At 70.7% G+C, this 25226-nt stretch carries 26 protein-coding genes; 9 read left to right on the plus strand and 17 right to left on the minus strand.

Features of this window, described 5'->3' with window-relative positions; genetic code table 11:
- Positions 1 to 11: 11 nt before the first annotated feature.
- The 6 genes from ACWD3I_RS03110 to ACWD3I_RS03135 are packed head-to-tail and all read right to left on the minus strand — an operon-like array spanning position 12 to position 4950.
- Positions 12 to 884 (minus strand): hypothetical protein, encoded by an 873-nt coding sequence (locus tag ACWD3I_RS03110; RefSeq protein WP_365406740.1) that lies wholly within the window; start codon positions 882 to 884, stop codon positions 12 to 14.
- Positions 881 to 1840, minus strand: coding sequence for a hypothetical protein (locus ACWD3I_RS03115; RefSeq protein ID WP_365406737.1), 960 nt, complete (start codon positions 1838 to 1840; stop codon positions 881 to 883). Before ACWD3I_RS03115 ends, ACWD3I_RS03110 begins: the two co-directional genes overlap by 4 nt.
- Positions 1837 to 2673, minus strand: coding sequence for a hypothetical protein (locus ACWD3I_RS03120; RefSeq protein ID WP_365406734.1), 837 nt, complete (start codon positions 2671 to 2673; stop codon positions 1837 to 1839). Before ACWD3I_RS03120 ends, ACWD3I_RS03115 begins: the two co-directional genes overlap by 4 nt.
- The gene (locus ACWD3I_RS03125; protein WP_365406731.1) at positions 2670 to 3641 is read right to left on the minus strand and encodes an ABC transporter permease; all 972 of its coding nucleotides are present in this window, start codon (positions 3639 to 3641) and stop codon (positions 2670 to 2672) included. Before ACWD3I_RS03125 ends, ACWD3I_RS03120 begins: the two co-directional genes overlap by 4 nt.
- Positions 3638 to 4537: an ABC transporter ATP-binding protein gene (locus ACWD3I_RS03130; RefSeq protein ID WP_365406728.1), complete on the minus strand. Its 900-nt coding sequence runs from the start codon at positions 4535 to 4537 to the stop codon at positions 3638 to 3640. Before ACWD3I_RS03130 ends, ACWD3I_RS03125 begins: the two co-directional genes overlap by 4 nt.
- Complete coding sequence (locus ACWD3I_RS03135) at positions 4534 to 4950, minus strand: GntR family transcriptional regulator (RefSeq protein WP_266890532.1); 417 nt, start codon at positions 4948 to 4950, stop codon at positions 4534 to 4536. The genes ACWD3I_RS03130 and ACWD3I_RS03135 overlap by 4 nt, the downstream gene beginning before the upstream one ends.
- A gap of 111 nt (positions 4951 to 5061) precedes the next feature.
- Between ACWD3I_RS03135 and ACWD3I_RS03140 the strand changes: the two genes are divergently transcribed.
- The 5 genes from ACWD3I_RS03140 to ACWD3I_RS03160 are packed head-to-tail and all read left to right on the plus strand — an operon-like array spanning position 5062 to position 9569.
- A complete protein-coding gene (locus ACWD3I_RS03140; protein ID WP_266890534.1) occupies positions 5062 to 5601 on the plus strand; it encodes an RNA polymerase sigma factor in 540 nt (179 codons plus the stop codon).
- Positions 5602 to 5659: 58 nt separating this feature from the next.
- Positions 5660 to 6472, plus strand: a complete 813-nt coding sequence (locus ACWD3I_RS03145; RefSeq protein ID WP_365406724.1) for a zf-HC2 domain-containing protein — start codon at positions 5660 to 5662, stop codon at positions 6470 to 6472.
- Complete coding sequence (locus ACWD3I_RS03150) at positions 6469 to 7329, plus strand: ABC transporter ATP-binding protein (protein WP_266890538.1); 861 nt, start codon at positions 6469 to 6471, stop codon at positions 7327 to 7329. Before ACWD3I_RS03145 ends, ACWD3I_RS03150 begins: the two co-directional genes overlap by 4 nt.
- A complete protein-coding gene (locus ACWD3I_RS03155) occupies positions 7326 to 8846 on the plus strand; it encodes an ABC transporter permease (RefSeq protein ID WP_365406721.1) in 1521 nt (506 codons plus the stop codon). The genes ACWD3I_RS03150 and ACWD3I_RS03155 overlap by 4 nt, the downstream gene beginning before the upstream one ends.
- Positions 8847 to 8888: 42 nt before the next feature.
- Positions 8889 to 9569, plus strand: coding sequence for an ABC transporter (locus ACWD3I_RS03160; protein WP_365406718.1), 681 nt, complete (start codon positions 8889 to 8891; stop codon positions 9567 to 9569).
- Between the two features lie 239 nt (positions 9570 to 9808).
- Here ACWD3I_RS03160 and mshD read toward each other — a convergent pair whose 3' ends face one another.
- Positions 9809 to 10735: a mycothiol synthase gene (gene mshD, locus ACWD3I_RS03165; RefSeq protein ID WP_365410541.1), complete on the minus strand. Its 927-nt coding sequence runs from the start codon at positions 10733 to 10735 to the stop codon at positions 9809 to 9811.
- A gap of 159 nt (positions 10736 to 10894) precedes the next feature.
- On the opposite strand from mshD, the gene ACWD3I_RS03170 reads away from it, so the two are divergent.
- From ACWD3I_RS03170 to ACWD3I_RS03185, 4 genes are all read left to right on the plus strand, one after another.
- Entirely contained in the window at positions 10895 to 12703 is a 1809-nt protein-coding gene (locus tag ACWD3I_RS03170) for a bifunctional metallophosphatase/5'-nucleotidase (RefSeq protein WP_365410544.1), read from the plus strand.
- A 222-nt stretch (positions 12704 to 12925) separates the two neighbouring features.
- Positions 12926 to 13054 carry a hypothetical protein gene (locus tag ACWD3I_RS03175; RefSeq protein WP_365410547.1) on the plus strand — a complete coding sequence of 43 codons (129 nt, stop codon included), beginning with the start codon at positions 12926 to 12928 and terminating at the stop codon, positions 13052 to 13054.
- Positions 13055 to 13101: 47 nt separating this feature from the next.
- Positions 13102 to 13236 (plus strand): hypothetical protein, encoded by a 135-nt coding sequence (locus ACWD3I_RS03180; RefSeq protein ID WP_365410550.1) that lies wholly within the window; start codon positions 13102 to 13104, stop codon positions 13234 to 13236.
- 72 nt (positions 13237 to 13308) lie between these two features.
- Positions 13309 to 15072 carry an ABC transporter ATP-binding protein gene (locus ACWD3I_RS03185; protein ID WP_365410553.1) on the plus strand — a complete coding sequence of 588 codons (1764 nt, stop codon included), beginning with the start codon at positions 13309 to 13311 and terminating at the stop codon, positions 15070 to 15072.
- Here ACWD3I_RS03185 and ACWD3I_RS03190 read toward each other — a convergent pair.
- The 10 genes from ACWD3I_RS03190 to ACWD3I_RS03235 form a co-directional block, all read right to left on the minus strand.
- A complete protein-coding gene (locus ACWD3I_RS03190) occupies positions 15027 to 15746 on the minus strand; it encodes a response regulator transcription factor (RefSeq protein ID WP_365410555.1) in 720 nt (239 codons plus the stop codon). The genes ACWD3I_RS03185 and ACWD3I_RS03190 overlap by 46 nt on opposite strands.
- Before the next feature lie 84 nt (positions 15747 to 15830).
- Positions 15831 to 16277 carry a hypothetical protein gene (locus tag ACWD3I_RS03195; RefSeq protein ID WP_365410559.1) on the minus strand — a complete coding sequence of 149 codons (447 nt, stop codon included), beginning with the start codon at positions 16275 to 16277 and terminating at the stop codon, positions 15831 to 15833.
- A 46-nt stretch (positions 16278 to 16323) separates the two neighbouring features.
- On the minus strand, positions 16324 to 18381 hold the full coding sequence (locus tag ACWD3I_RS03200; protein WP_365410561.1) for a pectinesterase family protein: 2058 nt from the start codon (positions 18379 to 18381) through the stop codon (positions 16324 to 16326).
- Between the two features lie 88 nt (positions 18382 to 18469).
- Positions 18470 to 19327, minus strand: a complete 858-nt coding sequence (locus ACWD3I_RS03205; RefSeq protein WP_365410564.1) for a hypothetical protein — start codon at positions 19325 to 19327, stop codon at positions 18470 to 18472.
- 133 nt (positions 19328 to 19460) lie between these two features.
- Positions 19461 to 20924: a HAMP domain-containing sensor histidine kinase gene (locus ACWD3I_RS03210; RefSeq protein WP_365410567.1), complete on the minus strand. Its 1464-nt coding sequence runs from the start codon at positions 20922 to 20924 to the stop codon at positions 19461 to 19463.
- Positions 20921 to 21658, minus strand: coding sequence for a response regulator transcription factor (locus ACWD3I_RS03215; protein ID WP_365410570.1), 738 nt, complete (start codon positions 21656 to 21658; stop codon positions 20921 to 20923). The genes ACWD3I_RS03210 and ACWD3I_RS03215 overlap by 4 nt, the downstream gene beginning before the upstream one ends.
- A 90-nt stretch (positions 21659 to 21748) precedes the next feature.
- The gene (locus tag ACWD3I_RS03220; RefSeq protein ID WP_365410573.1) at positions 21749 to 21925 is read right to left on the minus strand and encodes a hypothetical protein; all 177 of its coding nucleotides are present in this window, start codon (positions 21923 to 21925) and stop codon (positions 21749 to 21751) included.
- A gap of 27 nt (positions 21926 to 21952) precedes the next feature.
- The gene (locus ACWD3I_RS03225) at positions 21953 to 23110 is read right to left on the minus strand and encodes a S1C family serine protease (protein ID WP_365410576.1); all 1158 of its coding nucleotides are present in this window, start codon (positions 23108 to 23110) and stop codon (positions 21953 to 21955) included.
- A gap of 142 nt (positions 23111 to 23252) precedes the next feature.
- Entirely contained in the window at positions 23253 to 24275 is a 1023-nt protein-coding gene (locus ACWD3I_RS03230) for a LacI family DNA-binding transcriptional regulator (RefSeq protein ID WP_365410579.1), read from the minus strand.
- A gap of 84 nt (positions 24276 to 24359) precedes the next feature.
- The gene (locus ACWD3I_RS03235) at positions 24360 to 25139 is read right to left on the minus strand and encodes a response regulator transcription factor (protein ID WP_365410582.1); all 780 of its coding nucleotides are present in this window, start codon (positions 25137 to 25139) and stop codon (positions 24360 to 24362) included.
- Between the last annotated feature and the right edge of the window lie 87 nt (positions 25140 to 25226).

Genomic DNA, 25226 nt, shown 5'->3' on the forward strand with positions numbered 1-25226 from the left:
GTCCGGAGGTCCTAGGCCGTGCGGCGGCGCAGCAGCACGAAGGCGGCGGCCGTCGCGGCGGCGGCGATGGTGAGGAGGAGGCCGGTCTCGACGTACTGGAGGGGCCAGAAGTGGGACCGGGGGTGGTATCTGAGGACGGTCTCGTTCGCCGACCAGTCGACCTGGTAGTACGAACGGGGCGGCTCGAAGGCGCCGAGACGGGTGAGCGTGGGCCACAGGTCCGCGCGGAAGAGGTCCACCACGTTGTAGAGGACCAGACAGGCCGCGAAGGCCACCCCCGCGCCGGCCAGGGTGCGTCCGGTCAGCAGGCCGGCGAGGGCGCCGAGGGCGAGGCCCGCGAGGGCGTACGCGACGGCGGCCGGGCCGGTGGCGATGAACACGTCGGGGAAGTACCAGTCGCCGACGAGGTTCGGGTCGCCGTCCTCGCGTGCCCAGAGGTTCAGGACGACGATCGCACCGGTGCCGGCGGCGAGCAGGACCGCCGGGACGGTGAGCTTGGCGGCCAGCCAGCGGGTCGGGGTCACGCCCTGGGTCCAGGCCAGCAGGGCGGTGCGGTTCTCCAGTTCGCGGCCGATGACGGCACCGGCCCAGCCGGCCACGGGGAACATGACGAGGGTCAGCGCGCCGGTGACCAGGGCGATCCCGTCCCTGTACGTCGCGTCGGCGGTGATCGCCTCGACGGCCGAGCACAGCGGCAGTCCGCTCTGCTGCGGTACGGCACAGGCGCTGACGCCTTCGCGGGCCTCGTCCGCGAGGGAGTGCAGCCAGGCCAGGTAGACCGCCGCGGCCGCCAGTGCCGTGAGCCAGAGGAGCAGTGCGGCGCGGTGCGGACGCAGCACACCGCGGACGGCGGGCGCCGCCGTGGGGAAGGAGAGCGCGCTCACGCCGCCGCCCTCGTTCCCCTGCGCAGCAGCCAGAACGCCGTGCCCACCGCTGCCGCCGCGACCGCGAGGACGATGCCGGTCCCGATGAGCTGGAGGGGCCAGAAGTCGGCGGAGGAGTGGTAGTCGAGGTAGTAGCCGCTCACGCCGTGGTCGGTGAAGCACTTCATGCTGTCGCCGCAGTCCGGGATCGGGATCCGCTCGCCGGTGGAGGTCAGGGCCCCCTGGTCGCCCCACAGGACGTTCTGCGGGGTCCCGGGGCCCGACTGCAGACCGTTGACAGCGGTCTTCCAGGGCCACAGGTGGGGGGTGACGGTGTCGGCGGCGTACTCCACGAGCACGGTGACCGCGAGGCCCACGGCGAGGGCCGGCAGGGCGCGGCGCAGGAGCAGGCCCGCGAGGGTGCCGACGGCGAGGGCGAGGAGGGGCAGGGCGAGGGCCAGCGTGCCGTTCGCGGTGAACGTGCTGTCGTCGTACCAGACCCAGTCCAGCGGGAACTCGTTCGCGCTGTAGACCATGCGGTGCAGCAGGACCAGTACGGCCGTGCCGGCGGTGAGCAGGGCCGCGGGGACGGTGAGCTTGGCGGCCAGCCAGCGGGTCGGGGTCACGCCCTGGGTCCAGGCCAGCAGGGCGGTGCGGTTCTCCAGTTCGCGGCCGATGACGGCACCGGCCCAGGCGGCGACGAGATAGGGCATGTAGACGATGGCCCACCTGGCGAGCATGACGGTCCGGTAGTAGCCGTTGAGCGTGGTGTCCCACACGCAGTCGTTGCCGACGGGGCAGGTGCGCCGCCACGCGGTCTCGGCGGATTCCGCGCCGGGGCCGTACGCCCACAGCAGGGCCAGCGCGGCGGCGACGGCCACGAGCCCCCAGACGAGCAGGGCGGCGCGGTGCAGGCGCAGCACCGTGCGGCCGGTGGCCGGGGGACGCGGTGGCGCCGTGGCGACGGATGCGGTCATACGGGGGACTCCTGGCGGGGCGTGCGAGCGGGGCGGGTGCGGTGGCGGAGCAGGAGGAACGCGGCGAGGGCGGCCAGGGCCGCGACGGCGAGGACGATGCCGGTCTCGACGAGGTGCAGCGGCCAGAAGTGGGACTGCGGGTGGTAGGTGCCGTTGCCCATCTGCCATACGGTGGCGGGCAGTTCGCGTCCGTCGCTGTCGACCGCGGGCCAGTACTCCTCGCGGTACTTCTCCGCGTACCGGTTGAGCACGATCACCGCGGCGACCGCGACGGCCGTCGCGGGCAGTGAGCGGCGTACGACGAGCGCGGTGAGCGCGCCGACCGCGAGGGCGCACAGGCCGTAGGCCACGACGAGCGGGCCGCGGGCGGCGAACACGTCGGCGAAGCCCCAGCTGTCGCCCATCAGGTTGCGGTGGGCCGACCAGGCCCAGCGGAAGACGGGGACGAAGAGCGCGCCGCCGGCGACCAGGACCAGCGCCGGCACCGCGAGCTTGGTGGCCAGCCAGCGCATCGGCGAGACGTCCTGAGTCCACGCCAGCCGTGCGGTGCCGGACTCCAGTTCACGGCCGATCAGCGCGCCGGCCGACCAGGCGGCGACGGCCCAGAAGCTGTAGTACATGAACGTGCTGGTCCAGCCCATCGGGCCGCTGTAGTCGTGCGAGGGCCAGAAGCCGCAGTAGCCCGCGGAGGTGTCCCGGCAGGCGTCCAGCGTCGCCTGTACGTCGTCGCCGGTGACCTCGGTCAGCCACACCAGGTAGGCCACCGAGCCCAGCACGAACACGATCCACACGATCAGTGCCGCGCGGTGCAGCCGCAGCACGCCCCGGATCATGAGAGACCCCTCGTGCGTACGGCGGTCACGCGGAACGCGGCCAGCGCGAGCAGGGCGGCGACGGCGAGCACGATCGCGGAGGCGGTCAGCTGAAGGGGCCAGTAGTGGGAGAGCGGGTGGTATTCGTGGTACCAGCTGACGGCGCCGAGACGGTCGTAGAGCCGCTCGCACTGCGGGTTGATCGTGCTGCCGCAGAACGGGTCGGCGAGGCGCTCGCCGTCGGCGGTGAGCAGGCCTGACGACACGCCCACGCCGTTGCCCACGGGCAGGTCGCTCTCCAGGCTCGACACGCTGGTCACCGGCGTCCACAGGTGCGGCAGGGCCTGGTGGACGCCGGCCCACAGCGCGCCCACGGCGACGACGGCGGCGCCCAGCGCGGCCAGCGAGCGGCGCAGGAGCACGCCCGCGAAGGCGCCGGCGAACAGGCCGGCCAGGGCGAGGGCGACGGTGATCGGACCGCCGGCGTAGAAGGTGGGCGGGTCGTACCAGGACTTGGCGCTGCCGATCCGGCCCTCGGACGCCCACCACATCTGGTGGTGCAGCAGCACCAGGAGGCCGGTGCCGGCGGTGACCAGGGCGGCCGGGAGGGTGAGCTTCGAGAGCAGCCAGCGGGTCGGGGTCAGGCCCTGGGTCCACGCCAGCTGCGCGGTGCGCTGCTCCAGTTCACGGCCGGTGAGGGCGGCTCCCGCCCAGGCGGCGACGAGGAAGGGGACGGCCAGGACCGCGATGGTCGCGTAGTCGTAGATGTGCTTGTAGCGCAGGACCGCGGCCTGGTCGTACAGGCAGGGACCTGTCGACGCGCAGGCGTAGTGCTGCTGCCAGGCCTCGGCGGAGGCGTCGGCCAGGGGGCCCCACAGACACAGCAGCGCGCTGCCGAGCCCGAGGAGGACGACGGTCCAGACGAGGAGGGCCGGTCGGTGCAGCCGTATCAGCCACCGGCTCAGGTGGGGCGCGGTGAGGGCGCTCACGCGGAGACCTCCTCGGCTCCCGACAGGGCCGTCTTTCCGGCTGCCTCGGGGTTGCGCAGGTAGGACAGGACCAGCTCCTCCAGGGAGGGCGTGCTGGTGCGCCAGCCGGCGGGGAGCGGGGCGGCCGGGCGGATCAGGGCGGACAGCTGGCGGCCCGTGGTGCGGGACTCGACGACCGTGTGCGGGGCGAGGACGGTGTCCGCGGATGCCGACACGCGCGTGTGCGTCTCCAGCAGCTCGTCGATCTCCCCGGCGAGGCGGACCCGGCCGCCGCCGATCAGCAGCAGGTGGTCGCAGGAGTCCTCCAGGTCGGCGACGACATGCGAGGACATGACGATCGTGGTGCCGTGCTGGGCCGCCTGGGACATCAGGACGCCCATCAGCTCGTGCCGGGCCAGCGGGTCGAGGTCGGCCATCGGCTCGTCCAGGAGCAGCAGTTCGGGCTTCTTGCCGAGCGCGAGGGCGAGCGCGACCCGGGTGCGCTGGCCGCCGGACAGGGCACGGATACGGGCCTTGGGGTCGAGCTCGCCGCCGGCCACGATCCGCTCGGCGGCGCGCGCGTCCCAGCGGCCGGGGTTGAGGTCGGCGCCCATGCGGAGCGTCTCGGCGACGCTGAGCTGGGGATAGAGCGGCTTGTCCTGAGCGACGAAGCCCACACGTGCGCGTGCCGCACCCGCGGGCCCGCCGAGGACGGAGAGGCTGCCCTCGCTCGGGGCCATGAGGCCGGCGGCGAGGGCGAGCAGGGTGGACTTGCCCGCGCCGTTGGGGCCGACGACGGCGCAGACGCGGCCGGTGGGGAGCGTGAAGGTGCAGTCGCGCAGGGCCCATCCGGCGGACCGCCGCAGCCGGCCGAAGCGCTTGCCCAGCGCGGCTGCCTCAAGGGCGGTGTCGGTCATGAGGGGGCTCCCTGGCTGTGCTGGTCCTGGCCGTTTTTGTCCAGGAAATGCTTGTCGAGTACGGCGGTGAAGAGCGCGGCCACGTCGTCCCGGTCGAGGCCGGCCGCCCGGGCCCGCTGGGTCCATCCGTCGAGCTCGGAGTGGAGGGGCGAGTCGGCGGTGGCGGCGCCGAGGCCGCGGCGCACGAAGGTGCCGAGGCCGCGCCGGGCCTCGACCAGTCCCTCGCGCTCCAGTTCGCGATAGGCCTTCAGGACCGTGTTGGGGTTGATGGCGGTGGCCTCCACTACCTCGCGCGCCGTGGGGAGTTTGTCGCCCGGTTCCAGGTGGCCCAGCCGGAGGGCCTGCTTGGTCTGCTGGACGATCTGGACGTACGTGGCGACCCCGGAGTGCCGGTCGATGCGGTACTCGACCACCCGTGCACCACCCTTTCACTAATTGAGTAGTGAAAGGGTGGTGCAAGGCGGGTTAGAAAGTCAAGGGCAATCCCGTGAACCGATCGGCGGGGCTCGTGCGATGAGGGTGATGTGAGCGAGACGAGAAGCGACGGGGAGCTGCTGCGGGCCGCGGCGGACGGGGACCGGCGCGCCTTCGAGGAGCTGTACCGGCGGTTCGCGCCATGGCTGACGGCCAGGCTGCGCGGCCGGTGCGCCGACGCGGGGGTCGTCGACGACGTCGTGCAGGAGACGTTCCTCGCGATCTGGCGGGGCAAGGCCCGCTATCGCGAGGACGGGGATGTGGCCGGCTGGCTGTGGCGCATCGGTTCGCGGCGGCTCGTCGACGCGCTGCGCGGCGACGGGGCGCGGGGGAGGCTGCGGCAGGCACTGGCCAGGCTGCGCCACCGGGACGAGGCGTCCGCGGAGGAACGCGTGCTCGCGGGGGTTGAGCACGGAGACCTCGCGGGCGCCCTGGTCCGGCTCTCACCCGAGCTCCGGGCGGTCCTCCAGGCGACGGTCATCGACGGGCTGACCACCCGCGAGGCGGCCGTCGTCCTGGGGATCCCGCCGGGCACGGTCAAGACGCGGGCGATGCGGGCCCGTAAGCAACTGCGGGAGGCGCTGGCATGAGCAGGCACGTAAGCGATCAGGGCCTGCGGGGCCGGGAGCACGGGCGGGAGGTGGCGGCATGACGTGGCATGTGGCCGAAGAGGATCTACGGGCCTATGCACAGGGTGAGTTGACGCCCCCGCTGCTCTGGTCCGCCGACACCCACCTCGTCTCCTGCGCGCGGTGCCGGGAGGCGCTCGCCTCCGTCGGTCCTTCCGTGGACGCAGGCTGGGAGCGCCTCGACGCCGAACTCGACGCGCCCAAGCGGGGGTTGTTCGAGGGACTGCTCGTGCGGCTCGGGGTCGCCGACCACACCGCACGGCTGCTCGCGGCGACCCCGGTACTGCGCCGGTCGTGGTTGGCGGCGGTGGTGTTCGTGCTGGTGACGACGGTGGGGGCGGTGTACTCGGCGGACTCGCCGACGCTGTTCCTCGCCCTCGCCCCACTGCTGCCGCTCGCGGGTGTGGCCCTGGCGTACGGTCCCGCGCTGGACCCGACGTACGAGATGGCGGTCGTCAGTCCGGTGCACGGATTCCGGCTGCTGATGATCCGTACCGTCGCCGTGCTCACCACCGTCCTCGGACTCAACGGCCTGGCGACGCTCGCGCTCCCCGGCTACGGCCTGCGCGCCCTGGCCTGGCTGCTGCCCGCGCTCGCCCTCACCGCGACCGGCCTCGCGCTGATCCCCCGGCTGGGCCCGGTCCTCGCACCGTCCCTCGTCGGCGGGGTGTGGGTCGCGCTGCTGGTCGTCGCGGACGCGAGCGGTGACGGGCCGCTCGTGCCGTTCACAGCGGCGGGCCAGAGTGCCGCCGCCGCGGTCGCCGCGCTCGCGGTCGGACTGCTCTACCTCGCACGTGACCGTTTCGACGTCTCCCACAGGAGTGCCGTATGACACCCACTGTCTCCGCCTCGGGGCTCAGCCTCCATTACGGCGGTACCCGCGCCCTGGACGACGTGTCGCTGCGGCTGACGCGGGGCGTCACCGGGCTGCTCGGTCCCAACGGGGCGGGAAAGACCACTCTGTTGCGGGTGCTGGCCACCGCCGTGCCCGCCGACCGGGGCGCCTTCACGGTGCTCGGACACGACCCGGGCACCACGCGCGGGCGGCAGGAGGTGCGGCGCCGGCTCGGCTATCTGCCCCAGACCCCCGGCTTCCACCCGGACTTCACGGCCTTCGAGTTCGTCGACTACGTGGCGATCCTGAAGGAGCTGACGGATCGCGCAGCCCGCCACCGTGAGGTGCGCCGGGTACTGGACGAGGTCGACCTGGGCGATGTGCGCGCCAAGCGCATCAAGAAGCTGTCCGGAGGCATGCGGCAGCGGGTCGCGCTGGCCGCGGCGCTCGTCGGCGACCCGGGCTTCCTCGTCCTGGACGAACCGACGGTCGGCCTCGACCCCGAACAGCGCATGCGGTTCCGCGAGTTGATCGCCCGGGCCGGCGAAGGGCGGACGGTCCTGCTGTCCACCCACCAGACGGAGGACGTGGCGATGCTCTGCCACCGGGTCGTGGTGATGGCGACCGGCGGGGTGCGCTTCGACGGCACTCCCGCCGAACTGACCGCGCGGGCCGCCGGACGGGTGTGGAGCAGTACGGAACGCGACCCGGGGGCGAAGGCGGGGTGGCGCACGGGCACGGGCTCCTTCCGCAACGTGGGGGATCCGCCCGCCGGTGCCGACCTCCTCGAACCCACCCTGGAGGACGGCTACCTGCTGACCCTCGACGGCGCGGGCGCGGAGGTGGCGGCATGAGCGCGGTGATGGAGGCGGCCCCGCCCGCCGAGCGGACCGCGGCACAGGACTCCTGGACCGCGGTGCTCGCACTCGCCCGGTTCGAGGCGCGCCGACTGCTGATGAGCGTTCCGGTGATCGTCGGCTTCCTGGCGTACGTCGCCTGGATCGTGTGGAGCGCCCGGGACTACGCGGACGGCTATCCGGCCCTCCAGAACGTCGACCGTGCCACGCAGGGCGGGCCGCTGCTGGTCGGCCTGGCGGTGCTGCTGGCCGTGAACCAGGCGGTGCTGCGGTCCGGGCGACAGGACACGGAACGCCACTTCGGGGTGCTGGTGATGAGCGCGGGGCGGCGTACGGCGGCGCATCTGCTGTCCGTCGTGCCGGCCGTCCTGCTCACCGCGGTCTGCGTGACCGGACAGTTCGGCTGGGAGGCCCTCAAGTCCGGTGCCCTCGGACGCGGTTCGGTCGGCGAGCTGCTGGTGGGACCGCTGACGGTGCTGCTGTTCGGGGCGGTCGGCGTGCTGATGGGCCGGCTGGTGGCGTCTACCTTCGCGGCTCCGCTGCTGCTGGTGGTCTTCCTCTTCTTCTTCGTGCTCGGCACGGGGCTCGGCGGCGACGGCAGCTGGGTCCGCTGGCTGTACCCGGTCGTGGGCGAGACGAGCAACGACACCCTGCCCTCCGACCTGATCGGCCGCCCCGCCCTCTGGCACGCCGTCTATCTCGCCGGCCTCGGGCTGAGCCTGGCGCTGCTCGCGGTACTGATGGGCGGCGGCGGCCGTGCGCGGTCCGCACGGGTCCTGTTCGTCGGTGCGCTGGCCCTGGCGGTCCTGGGCGGGACCGCCCAGGCACAGGGAGTGTCGGCGGCGACGACGGCGGCGCGGGAGCGGGTGACGTTCCACCCCGAGCAGGTGCAGACCTGCGTGGAGCGGGCCGGGTCGCGGTACTGCGCCTTCCCGGAGTGGCGGGGCCGCACGGCGGACTGGGCCTCGGTCGTGGACCAGGTGCAGTCCCTGGCGGGCGGCACGGCACACGACCAGCGACTTCTCGTCCGCCAGCGGATAGACGCCACCTACGGCCTCGACGGTGACGCGGCGATCCCCCCGTCCAAGGCCGCCCACCAGGTGACGGTCGGCACGAACTGGGGCGGCAACCGCGTCCCCGAGTTCTCGGCCGCCGTCGCCGCCGTACTGATCGCGGGTGACGAGAACACGGCGGGCGAAATGTGCGACGGCCGCATGGTCACCCTCATGTGGATCGCCCTGGCCTGGGAGTCCGACCCGATCACCCAGTTGAGGCACGTCCGCCTCGACGACAGCGTGACCGGCTCGGCGATCGTGCTGTCCCCGACGAACTCGATGTCGATGACGGAGGGGCAGACGACGGTGGTCCGCAAGCTGCTGGAGCGGCCGCGGGGCGAGGTCGAGGCGAAGGTGAAGTCGCGGTGGTCGGAACTGACCGCACCGAAGGTGACGACGGCACGGGTGGCCGAACTGCTGGGCGTGGACGCCAAGGTGAAGGCCGACTCGTGTGACTGACACGGGCTCCGGCGTGCGGGGGAGAGGGTGGAGCGGGTGGGGATGAGCGGGGTCGGGGAGGCGCGGGTGCGGAGTGTGGTGGTGGGGAGGGTGCTGCTGGGTCCTGTTCTGCGGACCCTGCCGTGGCGGGCGTTGGGGGCCGCCGGGGCTGTGGGGCTGATGCTCGCGGGGGCGGCGCGGTGGCTCATCGACGGGGACGAGTGGCTGGCGCTGAATCTGCTGCGGGCGACCGCGCTGGCCTTCGCGCTGGGCCTGGCGTTCCTCCTGGACGACCCGGCCCGGGAGACCACCGTTTCGGTGCCGACGATGCGTCCGGTCCGGCAGGCGCTGCGGGTGGCAGTGGTCGCCCCGTTCCTGGCGCTGGCGTGGACGGTGGCGGTGCTCCTCGTGCCGGGTGAGATACGTCCTCCCGTGGGCGACGTCACCTTGGAGGCGGCCGGGAGCTTCGTCCTCGCGCTGGCGGCGGCCGCTGTCGCCGTGCGGTTCAACGAGGCGTCGGAGCCGGGGCAGGCGGTGGCCGCGGCGGTACTCACCTCGGCCGTCGTGATACCGCTGGCGCTGCCGGGGCGGTGGGCCATGTTCGTGGGCGTGCGGGACGAGCGGTGGGCGGCGTCCCATGAACGGTGGGCGTGGGTGCTGGTGGCGGCGGCGGTGGTGTGGGTGGCGTGCGGACCGGAGCGGTTGAGACGGCGAGCGTTGCGGGCCGGCCCGTCGGGCGCGTGATCTCGCCCCCGCCGCCCCTACCCGTTCCCATCCTCCAGGGGGCTCCGCCCCCTGGATCCCTGCTCCTCAAACGCCGGAGGGGCTGGATTCATCGACGCCGGTCCGTGCAACTCAGCCCGTCCGGCGCTTGAGGACGAGGCCCTTTCAGGGCCGACAGCGGGGGTCTGGGGGCGCAGCCCCCAGGGACGGGACGGGTAGGGGCGGCGGGGGCGAAAACCGCCCGGCGCGCACCACCGGCCTCACGTCTCCGTGCGGTACATCAGGTCCGTCTCATGCGTCACGAAACCGAGCCGCTCGTACACCGACACCGCCGCCTTGTTGTCCGCGTCGACATACAGCATCGCCGTGGGCAACCCCTGCCCCGCCAGATGGCGCAGGCCGATCGTGGTGAGGGACTTGCCGAGCCCCCCACCCTGCGCGCCCGGCTTCACGCCGAGGACGTAGACCTCGCCCAGCCGCTCCGCGGCGTGGACCTTGGTCCAGTGGAAGCCGATCAACTCGGCGCCGTGGAAGGCGAGGAAGAATCCGGACGGGTCGAACCAGGGCTCGGCCATGCGCGCGTCGAGGTCGCGCTGGACGAGGGAGCCCTGCTCGGGATGGTGGGCGAAGGCGGCGGCGTTGACGGCGAGCCAGGCCGTGTCGTCCTGGCCGGGGACGAAGGGGCGTACCGTCACGCCGTCCGCGAGGACCGGGTCGGGCAGCTCAAGGCCCGTCAACGGCCGCCGCATCTGCCGCAGCTCACGGAACAGGGTCAGACCGAGGACCTGGGCGAGATGCCGGGCCGCGGAGTGGCCGCCGTGGGCCCACACCCGCAGCCGCTTGCCGGACGCGGCGAGGAGGGCGGAGCCCAGCGCCCGGCCGTGGCCGTGACCGCGGTGCGCGGGATGGACGACCAGTTCCGCGGCCGGCGCCTCCACCGGGTCGGTGTCCTCCAGCTGGGCATACCCGACGAGTTGGTCGTCGACGGTCAGCAGCAGATGGGACACCCCCTCGCGTGCGCCACCGCGCAGCTGCAGCCGCCCCTGCTCCGACACCGCCTGCTGCCCGTCGCTGCGCACGGCCTCCGCGAGGAGCGCCAGCACCGCTTCGGTCCGGTCCGGAGAGAGCGCCGAGTAGGTGTCGATCGAGCGGGAGGTGCCATGCCGTGCGGTGTCGTCGCTGGTCATGCGTACGAGGGTACGGGGAGGACCCCGCAAAGTGGCGGCAAAGGAAAGGGCAAAGGGAAACCAGGATGTAACCAGGAAACCCCTGTCGCGCTACGCGCGTTGACTCTAGGCTGCGCCGGACGGGGCCCACGTGATTCAGACATCCCACAGGGGGGGCGTATGCCAGCCATATCCCAGCCGCACCACCGCCGCAGACGGACCGTCCGTCTCCTTGCCGCAGCCGCCGGTCTCGCGACCGTCGGCGCTCTCGCCGCCGCGCTGCCCTCGACGGCCGCAGCGGGCGAATCGGGCAAGTCGGGTGGTAAGGCGCCCAGTCGTTACCAGGACGTGCAGCTGCTGTCCTTCAACGACCTGCACGGCAACCTGGAGCCGCCGTCCGGTTCGTCCGGCCGGGTCACCGAACTCCAGGCGGACGGCACGACGAAGACCATCGACGCCGGTGGTGTCGAGTACCTCGCCACCCACCTGCGCGAGGCGCGTGCGGGCAACAAGTACTCCATCACCGCCGCCGGCGGCGACATGGTCGGTGCGTCTCCGCTCATCTCGGGACTCTTCCACGACGAGCCGACCATCGAGGCGCTCAACGGCCTCGACCTGGACGTCACCTCCGTCGGCAACCACGAGTTCGACGAGGGCGCCAAGGAACTGGCCCGTCTGCAGAAGGGCGGCTGCCACCCGACCGCCGGCTGCTACACGGACGAGGAGTTCGAGGGCGCGGACTTCCCGTACCTCGCGGCCAACGTCCTGAGCGAGAAGACCGGCAAGCCGATCCTCAAGCCCTACTGGGTGTGGAAGAAGAAGGACGTCAAGGTCGGCTTCATCGGCGTCACCCTGGAGGACACCCCGGGCGTCGTCTCCGCCGAGGGCGTCAAGGGCCTGAAGTTCAAGGACGAGGTCGCGACGATCAACAAGTACGCCAAGGAGCTCCAGCGCCAGGGCGTGAAGTCGATCGTGGCCCTCATCCACGAGGGCGGGGCCCCGGCCTCGGCGTCGTACAACTACGACTGCGACGCCCCGGGCGCCGGCGACGGCATCTCCGGCCCGATCGTGGACATCGCCAAGAACATCACCCCGCAGGTCGACGCGCTGGTGACGGGTCACACCCACGCCGCCTACGCCTGCACCATCAACGACCCGGCGGGCAACCCGCGCACGGTCACCTCGGCCGCGTCCTTCGGCCGTCTCTACACGGACACCACGCTGACGTACGACCGGTGGACGGGTGACATCGCCCGTACGGCCGTGAAGTCCGCGAACCACGTGGTCACCCGGACCGTCGCCAAGGCGACGGACATGACCGAGCTGATCAGCAGGTGGAACACCCTCGCGGCGCCCATCGGCAACCGCGCGATCGGCTACATCTCCGCGGACATCCCGAGCACCGGCACCGAGTCCCCGATGGGCGACCTCATCGCCGACGCGCAGCTCGCCTACGGCAAGCAGCTCGACCCGGAGACCGACCTCGCGCTGATGAACCCGGGCGGGGTGCGGGCCGGCCTCACCTATGCGGCCAAGGGGACCGAGGGCGACGGCGTGGTGACCTACGCCGAGGGCTTCACCGTCCAGCCGTTCTCCAACACCGTGAACCTCCAGGACTTCACCGGCGCCCAGCTGGTCCAGGTCCTCCAGGAGCAGGTGAGCGGCTCGAACCTGGCCTCGCCGAAGATCCTCCAGCCGTCGTCGGGTCTGACGTACACGCTGGACCTGACGAAGACCGGCGCCGAGCGGATCGTCGTCGACTCCATCCGGCTCAACGGTGCGGCCATCGACCCGGCGGCCACCTACCGCGTCGCGACCAACAGCTTCCTCGCGGGCGGCGGCGACGGCATCACCACGCTGGGCCTGGGCACCAACGACCTCGTCGGCACGGACGACCTGGCGGCGCTTGAGCAGTACCTCCTGGCCAACTCCTCGGCCACGAGCCCGATCGCACCTCCGGCGGCGAACCGGATCACGATCCTGAAGTAACCCCCTGGGGCGGTAAGAGGCGGTCGCGTCACATCGACGCGGCCGCCTCTTCGCGTATTAAAACCTGTGTGAGTGGCGGATTGGTTCCGGGTGCCGCCTGAAAAATGGTCTCAGCCGCAATTCATCGAGGTCTAAGCGGAATTGGCTTTTTCCGGGTTCGGAGTCCCGTAATGTTTTCCATGTCGAAAGCGAACGACACGGAACAACACAAAGGAGAAGACAATGAGCTTCCACAAGGTCGCCCCCGTCGCCAAGAAGACCCGCAAGGCCGCTCCCAAGGCTGCTCCCAAGAAGAAGGCCCAGGTGAAGAAGGTGACTCCGCAGCGACGCCCGGTCTCCCATAAGAACTGAAATAAGCCCCGAGTAATCTGAACCTGATAACCAGGGAGGGAATTCCTATGAGCTTCCACAAGATCGCCCCCGTCGCCAAGAAGAACACCAAGCCCGCCGCCCCGGCGCCGAAGGCCCAGCAGAAGAAGGCCGCGCCGAAGAAGGCCGCGAAGGCCCGTCCGGTATCCCGCAAGGGCTGCTGACGCCGAACCGCGAGGCGGGGCCACCGACAGGGACTCGGTGGCCCCGCCTCCGGCATGTACGGAGGAGGAATCATGAGGGAAGTCCGCGAGGCCTTCCGCCGCTTCTGGCCGCTGACCCGCGGTGACCGCAGGTGGCTGGTGGCGATCATCGGGTGCGTGGTGGTGTCCGCGCTCGCCGAGACCGCCTCGATCCTGCTGTTCGCGCACCTGACCGACACCGCCCTGAAAGCCGGTTCGCTGTCGGCCTTCTGGGGCCCGGCCGGTGCCTGGCTCGCCGTCGCCGCGCTCGGCGCGCTGGTCGGCTACCTCGGCAACTCGCTGGCCACCTGGACCGCGGAGAGATTCGTGCTCCGCCTGCGGGCCAAGGTGTTCCGGCACGTCCAGGACCTGCCCCCGCACTTCTTCCAGAAGCACCGCCAGGGCGACCTTGTCGAGCGGCTCACCGGTGATGTCGAGGCCATCGAGCAGATGGTGGTGTCCGGGGTCGTCGGTACCGCCGCCGCCGCGTTCTCTGCCGTCTTCTACTCCGCCGCCGCCCTGTACCTGCGCTGGGACCTGGCCCTCGTCACCTTCGTCCTCGCCCCCCTGTTCCTGCTGGCCGCCCGCCGCTTCGCCGGCCGCATCAAGAGCGCCTCCCAGGACGAGCGGACCGCCGACGGCGCCATCACCTCCGTCGTCGAGGAGTCCCTCGGCAACGTGGTGCTGACCCAGGCCTACAACCGCCGCGCCGACGAGGAGAGGCGGCTCGACCGCGAGGCCCGCGCCTGGATGAAGGCATCCGTGCGCGGGGCACGGCTCAGCGAGATGTACGAGCAGTTCGTCGAGGTCGTCGAGACGATCTGCGTCCTCGCCGTCATCGGACTCGGCGTCTGGGAGATCTCCGCGGACCGTATGACCCTCGGCCGGCTCCTCGCCTTCGCCGCGTTCATCGGCTACCTCTACCCACCGGTCCGCAACCTCGGCCAGCTCGGCCTCACCCTCACCGCCGCCACCGCGGGCGCCCAGCGCCTCAACGAGATCCTCGACGCCGAACCCGCCGTCACCGACCCCGCCGAACCGGTCCGGGACTGGCCGGTGCGCGGCTGGGTCAGCGTCCACGGCGCCGGCTTCCGCTACCCCGGCGCCGCCAGGGACTCCCTGCACGACGTCACCTTCCAGGCCGCCCCCGGCGAACTCGTCCTCGTCACCGGCCCGAGCGGAGCCGGCAAGTCCACCCTCGCCAAGCTGCTGCTCCGCTTCTACGACCCCTCGTCCGGAGTGCTCTGCCTGGACGGCGTCCCGCTGACCGACGTACCCCTGGAATTCCTGCGCGAGAACGTGGCGCTGCTCCCGCAGGAGACGCTCGTCCTGCACGGCACGATCCGCGAGAACATCGAGTGCGGCCGCCCCGGCGCCACCGACGAGGACATCGAGCGGGCCGCGCGGGCGGCCGCGGCGCACGAGTTCATCGCCGAACTCCCCGGCGGCTACGGCACCGTCATCGCCCCCGGCACCGCCGCCCTCTCCGGCGGCCAGCTCAAGCGGATCGCCATCGCCCGCGCGATGCTGCGCGCCGCCCCCGTCCTGATCCTCGACGAACCCACCACCGGCCTCGACTCGGTGGCCGCCCGCCGCATCGTGAAGCCCCTGCGCCACCTGATGTCCGGCCGTACGACGATTATGATCACCCACGATCTGAGCCTCGCCCCCGACGCCGACCGCATCCTCGTCGTGGACGAGGGCCGGCTGGTCGAGGTCGGCACGCACGACGAACTCGTGGAGCGCGGTGGGACGTACGCCAGGCTGGCCGTTCACACCCGCCCGGCCGGGAAGCCCACCGGACTCCTGAGCGTGTAGCCCAGCCCCCGCACGGTCTGGATGAGCCGCGGTTCGCCGCGGCTCTCCAGCTTGCGCCGCAGATACATGACGTAGACGTCGAGGGTGTTGGAAGCCGGCTCGAAGTCGAACCCCCACACCTCCTTGAGGATCTGCGCCCGGCTGAGCACCTTCACCGGGTGCCGCATCAGGTACTCGAGGAGGCCGTACTCGGTCCTGGTGAGGTCGAGCGGCCGGCCGCCGCGGGTGACGGTACGGCTGCGCAGGTCGATGGCGACGTCCTGGAAGGACAGCCGCTCGGCGGGCCCGGGCTGCGGCGGGACGACCGGGCGGCGACTGCGCCGCAGCAGCGCCCGTACCCTGGCGAGCAGTTCCTCGGCGTCGAAGGGCTTGGCCAGATAGTCGTCGGCGCCGTTGTCCAGGGCGACGATCCGGTCGCCGACCGCGTCCCGGCCGGTGATCATCAGGATCGGCACGGTACAGCCGGAGGCCCGGATCCGCCGCGTAGCGGCCAGACCGTCGAGCCGCGGCATGGTGACGTCCATCAGCACCAGATCCGGTTCGTCCCGGACGAGCTCCACGGCGGTACGTCCGTCCCCGGCGAGCACGGTTTCGTACCCCTCGAACCGCAGGAGTCGCCCGAGCCCTTCCCTCACGGCCACGTCGTCGTCGGCCAGCAGAATCTTCCGCGCCATCCGAACACGGTGTGACGAGGTGCTGTGGCGGAGCTGGCAGGGCGATATGCGTGAGCTTTAAGCCGCTTTGAGCACGGCGCGTATCTACGCCACGCCCCGGCCGCTCGCCAGGACGCCGCGCAGGAACTCGGTCTCGGCGTGGAGGTCCGGCACGCACCGGTCGTTGACGAAGGGCAGTGCGGTCCGGCGGCCCGTCGTGTCGTACAGGCAGGTGATGAACCGGAGACTGGAGTCCTGCGGGGCGTTCTCGACGCGCAGGTCCTGGATGTCGTGCCAGGTCCACTTCCGCACACGCAGGGCGCTGTACGAGGTGATCCCGCCGGGCCGTACGACGGTACGGGCCCGCAGCAGGGCAAGCGCCATCCAGCCGTTGGAGAGCAGCAGGACCGTCACCAGGGCCACTGCGGGCCAGAACGGCACCCCGTTGAGCAGCACTTCCCCGACGCCGGCCGCGAACAGGAGCCCGACGGCGGCGGCCGCCTTCCACGCCGGTCCCCGTCTGCGGTACTCCCTGATGATGTCCCCGCCCATGATCCCTCCCCGTGGTCGGGATGATCGTAGGACGGGGACCTGTGCGTCAGGAAGCGGTGGGCGTCCAGTCACCGAGCCAGTCCGCGACCTCCTGGCCGGCGGCCTGCGCGTCGGTCAGATGGGGCCGGTTGGTGGTCGCCGCACCCGAGCCGGCACCGTTGTTCTTGTACTCCGCGAACCGGTCGTCCTTCCAGGAGAAGCCGCTCATGTCGGTCCACGGCGTGGACTTGATCGCGGCGCTCAGCGACGTGTTCCGGACCGTGGTCTGCGGGTCGAGGGTCGCATCACCGCCGGCGTGCCAGGGGCGGCCCAGGTAGAAGCTCGCGGAGGAGACGTCCCCGTTCACGGTCGAGTTGGCGATCAGGATGCCCTTGCGGCCGGCGGCGGTGCTGGGCGCGGTGACGTAACCGGCCGAGGTGCCGTTCCAGCGCTTCTTCAGCGTGATGACGGACTTGTCGATCACCGCGGTCGCCCGCCCGAAGATGAAGTCGACGTTGCCGATGACGTAGGAGTTGGTCATGTAGACCCGGCCCAGCTTCTCCTTGGCCGCGGTGTCCACGAGGAGCGTGTCCTGGTCGCCGCTGACGATGACCCCGTCGAGGAACACCTTGTCGGCGGCGGTGCGCAGGGCGACCGCCTGGTTGGCGATGTCCTGGTGACTGGCCTCGTCGAAGTCGTTGGAGATGGTCAGGTTGCGGGCCTGGAAGTCGTCGGCCTCGACGGCGACGGTGGCGCTGCCGCCGGTGCCGTAGGTGCCCGAGCCGTCGGGCTTGGGGGTGCCGGACGCGTTGTTGTAGACGATCACCGTGTCGTTACGGCTGCCGCCCGACCCCTGGATGGTGACGTGCGGTTTGTTGGACGGCACCTTGACCAGCTCGCGGTAGGTGCCCGGCTTCACCGAGATCACCACGCGGGAGGGGTTGTTGGCCGGTACGGCGTTCACCGCGGCCTGCACGGTCGCGTACTGCCCGCTGCCGTCCTTGGCGACGGTGAGCGTGGTCGCGGCGGCGGCCTTCGTCGCGGCGGTCGCCGTCGTACCGATCGAACTCCGCGGTCCCACACCGGACTTGAGAAGCGCCGGTACGTCGGCCGTCTTGTCGAGCGTGTAGGCGTAGTACGTCTTCGGGTCGAAAGCCGTACCCCCGCTCTCGTTGCGCCCGCTGGTGCCGACGAAGGTGTTCCCCTTCTGCACGATCGTCGCGGTGCTGTCCTTGATGACGGGGTTGTTGACGCCCTGGAAGTAGGAGTTCTCCAGCACCATCTTGGTCGCGCCGCGCGAGTAGTTGCCGTACGACGACTTGATGTCGGTGTCGGCGACGTCCTCGAGGAAGTTGTTGTAGAGGTGCGCGTGGGCGGCGTTGTCCGTCGACGGGTTGCGCTGCTCGGTCTCGCGGACCCAGTTGTGGTGGATGGTGATGTCGGTGACGACGTTCTCCGTCCACCCGATCCCGAACGCCTTGTTGTCCTGGCTGAGTTTGTTCCAGGAGACGGTCACATAGGTGCTGTCCTTGCGGACGTCGATGAGCCCGTCGGCCATGTGCCGCAGATCGTTGTGATCGATCCACACATGGTGCGCCCCGTCCATCTGGATGGCGTCGAAGTCATGGTCCTTGTCGTTCCAGACGCCCTGGTAGGCATCCCGAATGGTCAGGTTCCGGATGATGACGTTGTGCACACCGGATCCGAGGAAGAAGCCACCACCGACGATGTGCCCGGAGGTCCCGGACCCGACGATGGTCTTGTCGGACTGGACCTTGATCTCTTTGCCGACCGGGTTCATGTTGATGGTCGCGGCGACGACGATGACGTACGGCTCGGCCGCGGTCGCGTACTTCTCCAGATCGGCCTGCGTCTTGACGGTGACGATCTGCCCGTCGCGCCCGCCGTAAGTGCCGTTCTGTCCCAGGGCGTTGACGGAGGCGAAGCCGTCTGCGGTGGCGGTCGCCCAGGCGGGGGCCGCGGCGGTGGCGGCGGACGCGTGGGACTGGGTGCCCGGGAGGAAGCCGTAGGCCGTGACGCCGGCGGCGGTCAGAGCGAGCGGGACGCCCACCGCGAGGGCTGTCTTCCTTCGGCGGTGGCGGGCCTTTCCGCGGATCTCACTCATGGGGGGATTCCGTTCCGTGCGGGGGTAGGGACCGCAGTGCAGTCGCCGCCCCCGCACGGAAGGTTGCCGCGCGAATCGGCCTATTCGGCTACTTGGCGCAGGACTTGGGGTCGAGGTTCTCCTGCCACTTGTCCTCACGGCCGTCCGGCTGGCCGTTGGGCAGGAGCTTGTCGGAGACACCGTCGATGTAGTACCCGTACGAGTAGATCGTCTTCCAGCTCGCGTCCCGGCCACGCCAGGTGTGCGCGGTGACCTCGCCGTCGCCCTTGTTCCACTGGTAGTCCTCGACGTAGAAGACCGGGTTCACGCGGACCACGCGCTGGTACGGCGTCCAGGTCGTCGCGACCTGGGTGCACGGCGGTATCGACTTCTCGCTGCGGCGCTCGAAGGACGAGGTCTTCTCCCAGCCCCACTCGTAGCCGGCGCTGCCGCCCACGGTGCCGGAGAAGATGCTCTTGGCCAGGGAGAGGCTGATGTTGGCGCCGACGCTCTTCTTGGCGAACGTCTTGGTGCTGTACCCGCTGACGAAGGTCACCTTGTCCTCCGTCGTGCCGTGGTTGCCGGTCCACTCGGAGGTGCGGACGGGCTCGCCCTTCACGGACCAGGTCGAGGACTGCGCGTACCCGCACCAGCCGCGGAACAGCTCCCACGGCCCGGCGGGCACCCACAGCCCGACGACATCCCGCAGATACTCGTCCTGCGTCTTGAACTCGCCGGTGTCGACGTTGTACGCGCCGTAGACCCCGGTCAGGCTGGTCTCCTGGCCGCACAGCCGGTCGAGCATGACGTCGGTGTTCCCGGGGTCCACACCCCGGACGTTCTGGGCGCCGCCGGGGCCTGCGGCCTGCGCGGTGCCGGAGCCGGCCAGCAGTCCGGTGACGGCGAGGGCCACGGACGCGGCGGCCAGGGCGCTCTTCTTCAGAGCCGATGTGCGAAACGTGCGCATGGGGGGTTCTTCACTCCTGAGCGTTGAGGACAGATGCGTGGGGCACCTGTTCGACAGCTCAGGAACGTGGCAGAGAACCCGCGAGTAGGGTCGAAAACGCGGGAGCTTTGACAGGACATTGACAGCTTGGTGGTCACTGTTCAGCGGCAGGATTCTCCGGCGGAGGAGTGGGCGCACCCGGCATCTGCACGGTCGCGATGGTGCCGCCGCCCGACGCGTGCCCGAGCGTCACCTGGCCGCCGGCCTGCTCCACCGTGCGGGCGACGATGGAGAGACCGAGACCCGAACCGGGAAGGGCGCGTGCGCTCGGTGAGCGCCAGAAGCGGTCGAAGACGTGCGGGAGTTCGTCCTCGGGGATGCCGGGGCCGTGGTCGCGGACGGTGAGAGTGCCGTCGGGGGTCAGCCGGACCTCGATGGAGCCGCCCTCGGGGCTGAACTTCACCGCGTTGTCCAGGATGTTGACGACGGCGCGTTCCAGAGCGGCGGGCTCCGCACGGACGTACCAGGGCTGGAGGTCGGCGTCGATGGTCAGCTCGGGTCCACGCAACCGCGCGCGACGCAGGGCGGACTCGACGGTGTCCTCCAGCGAGACGACCTGTACACGTTCCCCCCGCTGACCCTCCGACCTCGACAGCTCCTGCAAGTCGCCGATGAGGGCAGCCAGTTCGGTCATCTGCGCCTTCACCGAGGCGAGCAGCGCCTTGCGGTCCGCCTCGGGGATGGGGCGACCGGTCTCCTCACTGCGGGTCAGGAGCTCGATGTTCGTGCGGAGGGAGGTGAGGGGGGTGCGGAGTTCGTGGCCGGCGTCCGCGATGAGTTGTTGTTGCAGCTCGCGGGAGTTGGCCAGGGACGAGGTCATCGAGTTGAAGGACCGCGAGAGCCGGGCCACCTCGTCGTCGGCGTCCTCCTCGACGGGGATACGGACGCTCAAGTCCTCGGTACGGGCCACGTGTTCGACGGCCTCAGTGAGCTTGTCGACGGGACGAAGCCCCGCGCGGGCTACGGCGAGACCGGCGGCTCCGGCACCGAGGACTCCTACGCCGGAGACGAGGAGGAGGATGAGGGCCAGGTCGTTGAGGGTGTCCTGGGTGCTCTTCAGGGATACGGCGACGACGATTCCGACTTCGGGTCCGGCCGCACCGGCGGCAGTGGTGGTGGAGCCCAGGTATCTCGTCATCACGCGTACCGCGGAGCCGTCCTCGGCGGTGCCGTTGCGGAAGTAGACCCGGCGGACGTCGCCCTTCTCGATCACGTTCTTGTCGGACTGGGCGATGTCGACCGTGCCGATGGAGTCGTCTGTGATGCAGACCTTTCCGCTCTCCGTGACCACCTGGGAGTAGGTGTTCCGGAAGAAGCCGACGCTGTTCTGCGGGGTCTTGGTGCAGCTGTTGAGGGCGAACTCGGCTTGTTGGATCTGCCCCCCGGGCCCCTTCCCTTTCTGCAGGTCACTGTCCAGCTGGTCGTACAGCTTCCCCTGCACGATGAACCAGCAAGTCACCGAAACCGCCGCCACCGCGAACGCCACCGCCGCAGCGACCAGCAACGACAACCGCGCCCGGATGGGAAGTGTCCGGAACCGGTGCAGAATCCTGTTCACTCGGCCCCGCCCTGTCGCAACACGTACCCCACGCCCCGCACCGTGTGCACGAGCCGAGGCTCTCCACCCGCCTCCGTCTTGCGGCGCAGGTACATCACGTACACGTCCAGCGAGTTGGACGACGGCTCGAAGTCGAAGCCCCAGACCGCCTTGAGGATCTGCTCACGGGTGAGGACCTGGCGCGGATGCGCCATGAACATCTCCAGCAGCGTGAACTCGGTACGGGTCAGCTCCACCGGCCGCCCGGCACGGGTCACCTCCCGCGTCGCCAGATCCATACGGAGGTCCGCGAAGGTCAGCGCATCGTCCTCCGGCACCGCCCCGCCCCCGGCAGCGGCCGCGTAGGAGCTGCGCCGCAGCAGCGCCCGGACCCGCGCGAACAGCTCGTCCAGCTCGAACGGCTTGACCAGGTAGTCGTCGGCGCCGGCGTCGAGACCCGTCACACGGTCGCCGACCGTGTCCCGAGCCGTCAGCATCAGGATCGGCGTCGTCGTGCCCGCACCCCGCATGCGTCGCGCGGCGGTCAGGCCGTCCATGCGCGGCATCTGGATGTCGAGGACCACCAGGTCCGGCTGGTACGCCGTCGCCTTCTCCAGCGCGTCCGCGCCGTCGACCGCGACCTCGGTGTCGTATCCCTCGAAGGCGAGGCTGCGCTGGAGTGCTTCGCGTACGGCCGGCTCGTCGTCGACGATCAGGATGCGCTGGGGGTCACGGTCGCCATCGGCGGGGCTCATCGCTCGCGGTTCCTCAGGGTGCGGTGGGGCGGGGCTGGGTCGCTCTCAGCCTCGCATGTTTCCGGGCGGTCGGGTCGAACACGGTGTGGATCAGCCGCGAACCGTACGACGTCGGCTGACCCTGGCCGCGTGCCGGGCGGCCGCGGTCGAGATCTCGGGGGCCCGGACCGCCGCGGTCGGCGCGTTGAGTTCGTACGCCACCGCCAGCGCGAGGGCGAAGCCGGCCGGGTCGTCGCCGGCCACCGGGTGGGAAACCTGCTTGATCATGACGTGCTCCTCGCGAGGGTCAGGGGGTCAGCTGTCGGAGCCGCCGGCCCGCAGCGTGGCCAGGTCGGACTTGACGGTGTTGATCGGGATGGAGAAGCCGAGGCCCGCGCTGCCGGCTGTGGACGAGTCCGAACTGGCGGAGTACATCGCGGAGTTGATGCCGATGATGTTGCCGTTCATGTCGATGAGCGCGCCGCCGGAGTTGCCCGGGTTGAGGGACGCGTCCGTCTGGATCGCCTTGTACGTCGTCGTGGACGAGCCGGTGTCGCCGTTGAACTGCTGGCCGCCGAACTCGAACGGCCACTGGCCGCTGCCGCCGCCCTGGTTCTGGCTCTGGCTCTGGCTCTGGCCCTCGTCGGTCGCGACGGTCACGTCACGGTTGAGGGCGGAGACGATGCCGCTGGTCACGGTGCCGGTCAGGCCCTCGGGGGAGCCGATCGCCACGACCTCGTCGCCGACCTGGACACCGTCGGAGTTGCCGAGGGTGGCCGGGGCCAGGCCGGAGGCGTTCTCCAGCTTGATGAGGGCGAGGTCCTTCTTGCTGTCGGTGCCGACGACCTTCGCGGTGTAGGTCTTGCCGTCGCTGGTGCTCACCTTGACGGTGGAGGCGCCGGAGATGACGTGGTTGTTGGTGATGATCTCGCCGTCGCTGGTGATGATCACGCCGGAACCGGTGGACTCCCCGGCGTTCGAGGTGGCGTTGATCTCGACGATGCTCGGGCTGACCGCCTTGGCGACCCCGGAGACCGTGCCCTTGGCGGAGGACGGGATGACGTTGGTGCTGGTGCTGCTGGAGGTGACCGTGTCGTTGCCGGTGAGCTCCTGGATGCCGTACGCCGTACCGCCACCGATCGCCGCGGCGACGATCGCCACGGCGGCGAGGAGAGCGAGGGGACCCCGGGTCCGCTTCTTCGGCGCAGGGGCCGAGGGCTCCGCCGGTGCCGCGGTGAGGACAGCCGTACCGCCGCCGCCGTCGCCGCCGTCAGCGGAAGTGGCGTAGGCCGCCTGCTGCTGGGCCGGCCACACGGTCGTACCCGGCTCGACGGTCACCGGCTGCGGCGCGGGCGGCTGCGCCGGCGGGGGCGGCCACTCCGGGTTCACGGGGGAGGAGGCGTGCTGCTGGGCGCCCTGGTAGGGGTTCGCGTACTGCTCGTACTCGCCGTCGCGGCGGAAGCTCTCGGTCATGGCAATGAGCTTGTCGCCCCACCATGAGAGCTCCCTGAGTGCTCCCTGAGAACGCCGCCAGAACCTCGTTTGCCCGATATAAAGCCGGACCAGGGAGGAGGCGGAGCCTTCTCAGACAAGCCTCATGAAGGCCCGTGCAGCCTCATGCGCAGCCACAGGAGTGTCGTACGACCAACCGCGACGGAAACACCTTCAGCCGCTCCCGGCGCGATCCCGCCACCCGAAGCCCGTCGTCCAGCACCAGATCCACCGCCGCCCGCGCCATCGCCGACCGGTCGGATGCGATCGTTGTCATCGGCGGATCCGCGAGCGCCGCTTCCTTGATGTCGTCGAACCCGATCACCGCCAGCTCACCCGGCACATCGATCCGCAGCTCGCGCGCCGCGCGTAGCACGCCGATCGCCTGGTCGTCGGTGGAGCAGAAGATCGCGGGCGGACGCTCGGGGCCCGACAGCACGCCCAGCGCCACCTGATACGCGTCGTAGCGGTTGTACGGCGCCTCGAAGAGCCGTCCCTCGGTGGAGATCCCCGCCTCGTCCATCACGCGCCGCCAGCCCTCGACGTGGTCGGAGACCGGGTCGCCGACGGAGGGGGTCTCGGCGGTGCCGCCCATACAGGCGACGTACGCGTAGCCGTGGTCCAGGAGATGGCGGGTGGCGAGCTCGGCGCCGCCGAGGTCGTCCGTGACCACCGCGACGTCGTCGATCGCCTCGGGCCGCTCGTGCAGCAGGACCACCCGGGCGTCCCAGGCGTCGATCTCGGCGGCTGCGTTGTCGTTCAGTGCGTGGCTGACCAGGATCAGTCCGGAGACCCGCATCCCGAGGAAGGCCCGCAGATAGTGGACCTCGCGCTCGGCGATGTAGTCGGAGTTGCCGACCAGCACCATTTTTCCGCGCTCGGACGCGGCCTGTTCGACCGCGTGCGCCATCTCCCCGAAGAAGGGCTGGCGCGCGTCCGGCACGATCAGGCCTATGAGGTCGGTGCGCCGCGATGCCATCGCCTGGGCGACCCGGTCGGGCCGGTAGCCCAGTTCCTTGATCGCGGCGAGGACACGCTCGCGCGTGGCCGGGGCAACCGGCCGGGGTCCGTTGTTGATGACATAGCTGACGACGGCAGTGGACGTCCCCGCCAGCCGCGCCACGTCATCCCTGGTTACCTTGGCCACGCGCGGAGTCTACGCGGATGGACCCGCTCTGGGCAGGGCGTGAAGGAGCTTCCCTGTGCCCCGCCTGAGCGTTTCCGATGCCCGTCATACGTCCGCATTGACCTCGGCCGCGTCCAGGGCGGCCGTCTCGTCCGCATCCTCCGCCTTTGGCTGGGCGTTCTTGGACTTCGCCTCGTCCGAGACAGCCCCACCCTTCTCCGGCGTAACGAATCGATAACCGACGTTCCGGACGGTTCCGATGAGCGACTCGTGCTCGGGGCCGAGCTTGGCGCGCAGACGTCGTACGTGCACGTCCACGGTCCGGGTGCCACCGAAGTAGTCGTAGCCCCAGACCTCCTGGAGCAGCTGGGCGCGCGTGAAGACGCGGCCCGGGTGCTGGGCGAGGTATTTGAGGAGCTCGAACTCCTTGAAGGTCAGGTCGAGGACCCGGCCCTTCAGCTTGGCGCTGTAGGTCGCCTCGTCGACCGAGAGGTCGCCGTTGCGGATCTCCATGGGGGAGTCGTCGTTGACGATCTGCTGCCGGCCCATGGCGAGGCGCAGTCGTGCCTCGACCTCGGCCGGTCCGGCGGTGTCGAGCAGGACGTCGTCGATGCCCCAGTCGGCGGTGACGGCGGCGAGGCCGCCCTCGGTGACGACGAGGATGAGCGGACAGCCCGGCCCGGTGGAGCGCAGGAGCTGACACAGGCTGCGGACCTGTGGCAGATCGCGGCGACCGTCGATGAGGATGACGTCGGCACCAGGGGTGTCGACGAGGGCAGGGCCTTCTGCGGGGGCCACTCGCACGTTGTGCAGGAGCAGGCCGAGAGCGGGAAGCACCTCCGTCGATGGCTGGAGGGCATTGGTCAGGAGCAGCAGAGAACTCATACGGCTGGTTCCTCCTCGGTCCCGGCGAGGTCGTAGCTTTCGTATACAGGTGATCCGAAAGCACAAAAGGACTCGGGGGCTGCATTG

This window comes from Streptomyces sp. NPDC002817 (assembly GCF_053592055.1).

What these genes read in the sequence shown, in the direction of transcription:
- ACWD3I_RS03160 (WP_365406718.1), top strand. Translation starts at nt 8,889, where the DNA reads ATGAGCGGGGTCGGGGAGGCGCGGGTGCGGAGTGTGGTGGTGGGGAGG.
- ACWD3I_RS03185 (WP_365410553.1), top strand. Translation starts at nt 13,309, where the DNA reads ATGAGGGAAGTCCGCGAGGCCTTCCGCCGCTTCTGGCCGCTGACCCGC.
- ACWD3I_RS03235 (WP_365410582.1), bottom strand. Translation starts at nt 25,139, where the DNA reads ATGAGTTCTCTGCTGCTCCTGACCAATGCCCTCCAGCCATCGACGGAG.
- ACWD3I_RS03150 (WP_266890538.1), top strand. Translation starts at nt 6,469, where the DNA reads ATGACACCCACTGTCTCCGCCTCGGGGCTCAGCCTCCATTACGGCGGT.
- ACWD3I_RS03175 (WP_365410547.1), top strand. Translation starts at nt 12,926, where the DNA reads ATGAGCTTCCACAAGGTCGCCCCCGTCGCCAAGAAGACCCGCAAGGCC.
- ACWD3I_RS03190 (WP_365410555.1), bottom strand. Translation starts at nt 15,746, where the DNA reads ATGGCGCGGAAGATTCTGCTGGCCGACGACGACGTGGCCGTGAGGGAA.
- ACWD3I_RS03205 (WP_365410564.1), bottom strand. Translation starts at nt 19,327, where the DNA reads ATGCGCACGTTTCGCACATCGGCTCTGAAGAAGAGCGCCCTGGCCGCC.
- ACWD3I_RS03145 (WP_365406724.1), top strand. Translation starts at nt 5,660, where the DNA reads ATGACGTGGCATGTGGCCGAAGAGGATCTACGGGCCTATGCACAGGGT.
- ACWD3I_RS03120 (WP_365406734.1), bottom strand. Translation starts at nt 2,673, where the DNA reads ATGATCCGGGGCGTGCTGCGGCTGCACCGCGCGGCACTGATCGTGTGG.
- ACWD3I_RS03215 (WP_365410570.1), bottom strand. Translation starts at nt 21,658, where the DNA reads ATGAGCCCCGCCGATGGCGACCGTGACCCCCAGCGCATCCTGATCGTC.
- ACWD3I_RS03195 (WP_365410559.1), bottom strand. Translation starts at nt 16,277, where the DNA reads ATGGGCGGGGACATCATCAGGGAGTACCGCAGACGGGGACCGGCGTGG.
- ACWD3I_RS03155 (WP_365406721.1), top strand. Translation starts at nt 7,326, where the DNA reads ATGAGCGCGGTGATGGAGGCGGCCCCGCCCGCCGAGCGGACCGCGGCA.
- ACWD3I_RS03225 (WP_365410576.1), bottom strand. Translation starts at nt 23,110, where the DNA reads ATGACCGAGAGCTTCCGCCGCGACGGCGAGTACGAGCAGTACGCGAAC.
- ACWD3I_RS03130 (WP_365406728.1), bottom strand. Translation starts at nt 4,537, where the DNA reads ATGACCGACACCGCCCTTGAGGCAGCCGCGCTGGGCAAGCGCTTCGGC.
- ACWD3I_RS03180 (WP_365410550.1), top strand. Translation starts at nt 13,102, where the DNA reads ATGAGCTTCCACAAGATCGCCCCCGTCGCCAAGAAGAACACCAAGCCC.
- mshD (WP_365410541.1), bottom strand. Translation starts at nt 10,735, where the DNA reads ATGACCAGCGACGACACCGCACGGCATGGCACCTCCCGCTCGATCGAC.
- ACWD3I_RS03220 (WP_365410573.1), bottom strand. Translation starts at nt 21,925, where the DNA reads ATGATCAAGCAGGTTTCCCACCCGGTGGCCGGCGACGACCCGGCCGGC.
- ACWD3I_RS03170 (WP_365410544.1), top strand. Translation starts at nt 10,895, where the DNA reads ATGCCAGCCATATCCCAGCCGCACCACCGCCGCAGACGGACCGTCCGT.
- ACWD3I_RS03200 (WP_365410561.1), bottom strand. Translation starts at nt 18,381, where the DNA reads ATGAGTGAGATCCGCGGAAAGGCCCGCCACCGCCGAAGGAAGACAGCC.
- ACWD3I_RS03115 (WP_365406737.1), bottom strand. Translation starts at nt 1,840, where the DNA reads ATGACCGCATCCGTCGCCACGGCGCCACCGCGTCCCCCGGCCACCGGC.